4 protein-coding genes are annotated in these 5,236 nt (G+C 71.2%); 3 read left to right on the top strand and 1 reads right to left on the bottom strand.

Features of this window, described 5'->3' with window-relative positions:
* Nucleotides 1-31 precede the first annotated feature (31 nt).
* Nucleotides 32-928 (bottom strand): Lrp/AsnC family transcriptional regulator, encoded by an 897-nt coding sequence (locus BV453_RS01370; RefSeq protein WP_025102681.1) that lies wholly within the window; start codon nt 926-928, stop codon nt 32-34.
* Between the two features lie 218 nt (nt 929-1,146).
* On the opposite strand from BV453_RS01370, the gene BV453_RS01365 reads away from it, so the two are divergent.
* From BV453_RS01365 to BV453_RS01355, 3 genes are all read left to right on the top strand, one after another.
* Nucleotides 1,147-2,490: an MFS transporter gene (locus BV453_RS01365; protein WP_025102680.1), complete on the top strand. Its 1,344-nt coding sequence runs from the start codon at nt 1,147-1,149 to the stop codon at nt 2,488-2,490.
* Between the two features lie 42 nt (nt 2,491-2,532).
* Nucleotides 2,533-4,200, top strand: a complete 1,668-nt coding sequence (locus BV453_RS01360) for an amidohydrolase (RefSeq protein WP_249520679.1) — start codon at nt 2,533-2,535, stop codon at nt 4,198-4,200.
* A gap of 10 nt (nt 4,201-4,210) precedes the next feature.
* Nucleotides 4,211-5,236: thiamine pyrophosphate-binding protein (locus BV453_RS01355; protein WP_249520678.1), on the top strand; the 1,026-nt coding region annotated here is incomplete at its 3' end.

The raw sequence follows: 5,236 nt of genomic DNA, 5'->3' as shown, positions 1-5,236 counted from the left end.
GGACGTGGCCGGACGGGGACGGGACGAGGGGTCAGTCGGTGCGGAGGGGGCGGAGGGTGCGGGCGTAGTCCTCCTTGAGTACCGCGAGGTGCAGCCACGCCTCGATCCGGGTCACTCCGGGGAGGGCGCGCAGCCGCTCGAGACTCGCGTACAGGGCTCCGGCAGAGGGCTCCACGAGGGTCGCGACGGCGTCGAACCGCCCGAGGGTCCGGGCCGCGAAGTCGACGCCGCGCCCCCGCCGCAACTCGTCGATCACGGCCTCGTCGTCGTCTCCGAGCGTCATGCCCACGCCCATCGAGAGCTGCCGATGCGCGAGCCCTCGGGCCTCCACGGCACTGATCTTGATGACACCGGCGTCGATGAGCCGCTGCACCCGGGTGGCGACCGCGCTGGGGGAGAGCCGCACCTGCTCGCCGAGGGCACGGAAGCTCATCCGGCCGTCGGACTGCAGGTGCTCGATGAGGGCTTCGTCGATGCCGTCGAGGGTCACGCCGCCGTGGTACTCCGAGACGAAGAACCCCTTGATCACGGTCGAGTAGATGATCGTGTTGATGTCGAGCACCCCGGCGCTCCCGCGGATGCGCGCGAGCAGATCGTGGAGCTCCGACATCGACCCCACCCGCACCTCCGTCACGATGTCGTGGGCGCCGCCGACCGCCGACACCAGCACGGTCTCGGACATGTCGCGCAGGTGCTCGGCGACCACCTCGACGGCGCCGTCGGTCCGGATCGACACATGGGCGAGCACGTGCTGCCCGAGGAACACGGGGTCGACGGCCGCGACCACCCGTACCGTGCGGTCGCTGAGCAGCGTGCGCAGACGAGCCGCCACGACGGCGCGGGACTGGCCGACGCGCTCGGCGAGGGAGAGGATGCTGGCGCGGCCGTCCTCCTGCAGCGCCCGGATGAGTTCCGCGTCGAAGTCCATGTGCCGTCCGATTCCGTCGATTTCCCCGCAGTGCACGCTCGTACCCGCAGAACCTCAGCGTAGAGCGCGGTTCGACCGAGCGGAAGGCCCGGAGTGCGCGATGCGTCACACACAAATCCAGTGAATGACGCGTATCGCTGGAGTTCTGCCCTTGCTCCCGATGCTCCACGTCCGTAGCATCCTTCGCTATCCGACACCATCCGCGAAGGAGCGGGTCCATGACCACTACCCCCACCCCCCGAAGCGGCGTCCACAGCCGCGCACGCCGCGCCGGCATCGCCGCCTTCGTCGGCACCACCATCGAGTGGTACGACTTCTACGTCTACGCCACGGCCGCCGCCCTCGTCTTCGGCCCGCTGTTCTTCCCGAGCGACGACCCCCTGGCCGAGACCGCCGCGGCGTTCGCGACGTTCGCGGTCGCCTTCCTCGTCCGCCCCCTCGGCGGCATCGTCTTCGGCCACATCGGCGACAAGCTCGGTCGGCGTGTCTCGCTCGTCATCACGCTGCTGCTGATGGGGGCCGCGACCGTCCTCGTCGGCTGCCTGCCGACCTACGAGAACATCGGCATCCTCGCGCCGATCCTCCTCATCCTGCTCCGCGCCATCCAGGGCCTCGCGGTCGGCGGCGAATGGGGCGGCGCGGTGCTCATGAGCGTGGAGCACGCTCCCGAGAAGTCGAAGACGTTCTACGGCGGCTTCACCCAGCTCGGCAACCCGGCCGGCGCCCTCCTCGCCTCCGGCATCTTCGCGATCATGGCCCGCGGCGGCGACACGTTCATCATCGACGGCGGCTGGCGCATCCCGTTCCTGCTGTCGATCGTGCTGATCGGCGTCGGTCTGTGGGTCCGGTATCGCGTCGAGGAGTCGCCGGTCTTCGAGGAGAAGATCGAGGGCCGGAAGCAGTCCATGCCGCTCGCCTTCGCCCTCCGCGTCAACTGGAAGCCGATCCTCCTCGGCATCGGCATCCTGCCCATCTCCACCGGCGGCTACTACCTCGCCACCACCTTCGCCACCGCCTACGCGACGGGCGAGCCCATCGCGATCAGCGAGCAGGTCATCCTCGACGCGATGACCTTGGCCTCCTTCGTGGAGTTCGTCGTGACGCTGCCGGTCGCCTGGCTCGGTGACAAGTGGGGCCGGAAGAACGTGATGTACATCGGCCTGATCACCTCGGTGCTGACCTTCGCGCCCTTCCTGCTGCTGATGCCGGGTCGCGTGGAGCCGCTGATCTTCCTCTTCGCCTCGCTCGTGCGCATCGCGATGAGTGCGACCTACGCCCCGATCGCGGCGATCCTCGCCCAGATGTTCCGTCCGCAGGCGCGCTACACCTCGATCGCGCTGTCGTACGGCGTCGGCGCCGCCATCTGGGCCGGATTCTCGCCCTGGTTCGCGACGCAGCTCATCGCCTGGACCGGCAGCGTCTGGTCCGTCATCGCGATGTTCGTGGGCATGGCCGTCATCGCCGGGATCTGCACGCGTCTCGCGCCGCAGCACTCCGACGAGGCCCCGGTCACGGCGTCGTTCACCGCCCGGACCGACACCACGGCGAACCGCCTGCCCTGACCGGCACCCTTCCCCCGCACGACACCACCGCGAACAGGCATCATGAGAAAGCTCACCCCCTTCGACCGCTCGGCCCAGGCCGCTCCCGTCCTCGTCACCGCGCGAGCCATCCACACGGCGGACCCCGCGGACACCACCGTCACCGCGATGCTGACCGACCGGGGGCGCATCGTCGCCCTCGGCACGGCGGCGGAGTGCGAGGACGTGGCGGCACGGGCCGGACTCACTCCGGAGCGCGTCGATCTGGGCGAGGCGGTGGTCGTGCCCGGCTTCGTGGACGCGCATGCGCATCCGCTGATGTTCGGGCAGATGATGACCTGGGTGGACTGCGGTCCGGAGAAGGCGGGGAGCATCCCCGAGATCGTGGCGCTGCTGAAGGCCGCCGCGGCGGAGCTCCCCGCCGGACGCCCGGTGCGCGGCTACGGCTACGAGCAGCGGAACCTCGCCGAGAAGCGGCACCCCACCCGCTTCGAGCTCGACGAGGTGGCCGCCGACCGCGAGGTGTACCTCATGAACGCCTCCGGCCACGGCGGGGTGGTGAACTCGTACACGCTCGACCTCAACGGCGTCGACCGGGACACCCCGAACCCGGACGGCGGCGAGTTCTTCCGCGACGCCGACGGCGAGCTCACCGGCGAACTGTCCGACGCGGCGTGCAACATCCTCACCGGCGTCCACGGGGTGAAGATCGGCCACCACGGTCCGAACTTCCACCTCGCGGACGAGCCGGAGGAGCACCTGCGCCAGCTCGACGCGGCGACGCAGCGGTTCCTCGCGGGCGGGGTCACCTCCATCGGCGACTGTCAGGTCACGCGTCGCGAGTTCGACATGTACCTGCGGCTCGCCGAGGCCGGGCGGCTGGAGCTTCGCGTGTCGATGTACCTGCTGTCGCACCTGCTCGACGAGGCGCTGGAGATGGGGCTCGTCGGGCAGTTCGGCAACGCGCACCTCAGTTTCGCCGGCATCAAGTTCTACGCCGACGGCACGCTGGGCGGCTGGACCGCGTACTTCCCGGACGGCTACGTCGGCGACCCCTGCCGCACCGGCCAGCTCTACCACGAGCCCGCCGACTACGCGGAGCTCATCCGCAAGGCGCATGCGGCCGGACTGCAGACCGCGACCCACGCCCAGTCGCCCACCGCGATCGAGATGGTCGTGTCGGCGATCGAGGCCGCGCTCGCGGAGCGCCCGGATGCGGATGCCCGGCACCGCATCGAGCACTGCGGCCTGCCGACCCCCGGGCAGATCGAGCGGATGGCGGCCGCCGGCATCCGTCCCGTGAACCAGACGCAGCACTACTTCAACTGGGGCGAGGGCGTGGAGGAGGCCATCGGCACGCCCGGTGAGCGCTTCAACCCGCTGGGGGAGTTCGAGCGTGCGGGCGTGCCCATGACGATCTCCTCGGACGCCCCGGTCGCCGAGCCCATCCCGCTGGAGGCGATCCAGACCGCGGTCACCCGGGTCACCAGGCGCGGGCACACGCTCGGCCCGGACGACTTGCGCATCTCCGCGACCGCGGCGCTCCGGGCGCACACGATCGAGGGCGCGGTCTCGATCGGCCGGGAGGACGACCTCGGCTCCCTGGAGCCGGGCAAGTACGCCGACTTCGCGGTGCTCTCGGACGACCCGCTCACGGTGCCGGCCGAGGAGATCGCGGCGATCGAGGTCCGTGAGACCTGGGTCGACGGCGTCCGTCGGCACGCGATGTGAGGATGACACGATGAGCACCGACACCACCGGAGACGACCGGTACGCCGACACCGCAGGCCGTGCGGTCCTGGAGACCATCCGCGGCTACGGGGTGACCGCGGTCTTCGGCATCCCCGGCACGCACAACCTGGAGTTCTACCGGCCCCTCGCCGACCTCGGCATCCGCGCCGTGACCAACCGCCACGAGCAGGGGTCGGGGTACGGCGCGGACGGGTGTGCGCAGCAGACCGGCCTCCCCGGCGTGGTGATCACGACCTCCGGCCCCGGGCTCCAGAACGCGATGAGCGCGATCGGCACGGCCTTCTGCGAGTCGCGACCCCTCATCGTGCTCTCGCCCGGCGTGCCGCTCGGGGCGGAGTTCGCCGACGTGGGCACGCTGCACGAGACCAAGGACGCGACGGCCATGGTCGGCGCGATCGCGGAGTGGTCGCGACGGGTGTCGACCGCGGCGGAGGCGGTGCAGGCCGTGCACGACGCGTTCCACCTCTTCCGCACCGGCCGTCCCCGCCCCGTGCACATCGAGATCCCGCTCGACGTGCTGGAGGCGCCCGCCGCCGTGCCCGCGGAGGACCGGAAGCCGCGCCCGATGCCCGACCGCGTCTCCGGGGATCCGATCGCGCTCGCCGAGGCCGCCCGGCTGCTGTCCGCCGCCCGCCGCCCGGTGATCGTGGCCGGTGGGGGTGCGGTGGACGCCGCGCACCAGATCGCCGCGGTGGCGGAGCGGCTCGGAGCCCCCGTGCTCACGACCCTGAACGGCAAGGCGGTGCTCGACGAACGGCACCCGCTCTCGCTCGGCTCGAACCTGCGCCTCGCCGCCGCACGGGCTGTGGCCGAAGATGCCGACGTGCTGCTCGTGGTCGGCTCGAAGCTGGGCGAGGCGGAGCTCTGGGCTCCGCGGCTCGAGGCACGCGGCGCCGTGATCCGCGTCGACATCTCTCCGGAGCAGCGGGACAAGAACCTCACCGCGACGGTCGCTCTCACCGGAGACGCCGCCGCCGTGACCGACGCCCTCCTGCCCCTGCTGCCGGACCCCGCC

The sequence above is a fragment of the Microbacterium sp. ER1 genome, from assembly GCF_023383675.1.
Taxonomy (GTDB): domain Bacteria; phylum Actinomycetota; class Actinomycetes; order Actinomycetales; family Microbacteriaceae; genus Microbacterium.
The sequence above is the reverse complement of the archived record's forward strand: the minus strand, read 5'-3'. Positions and strand labels throughout refer to the sequence as shown.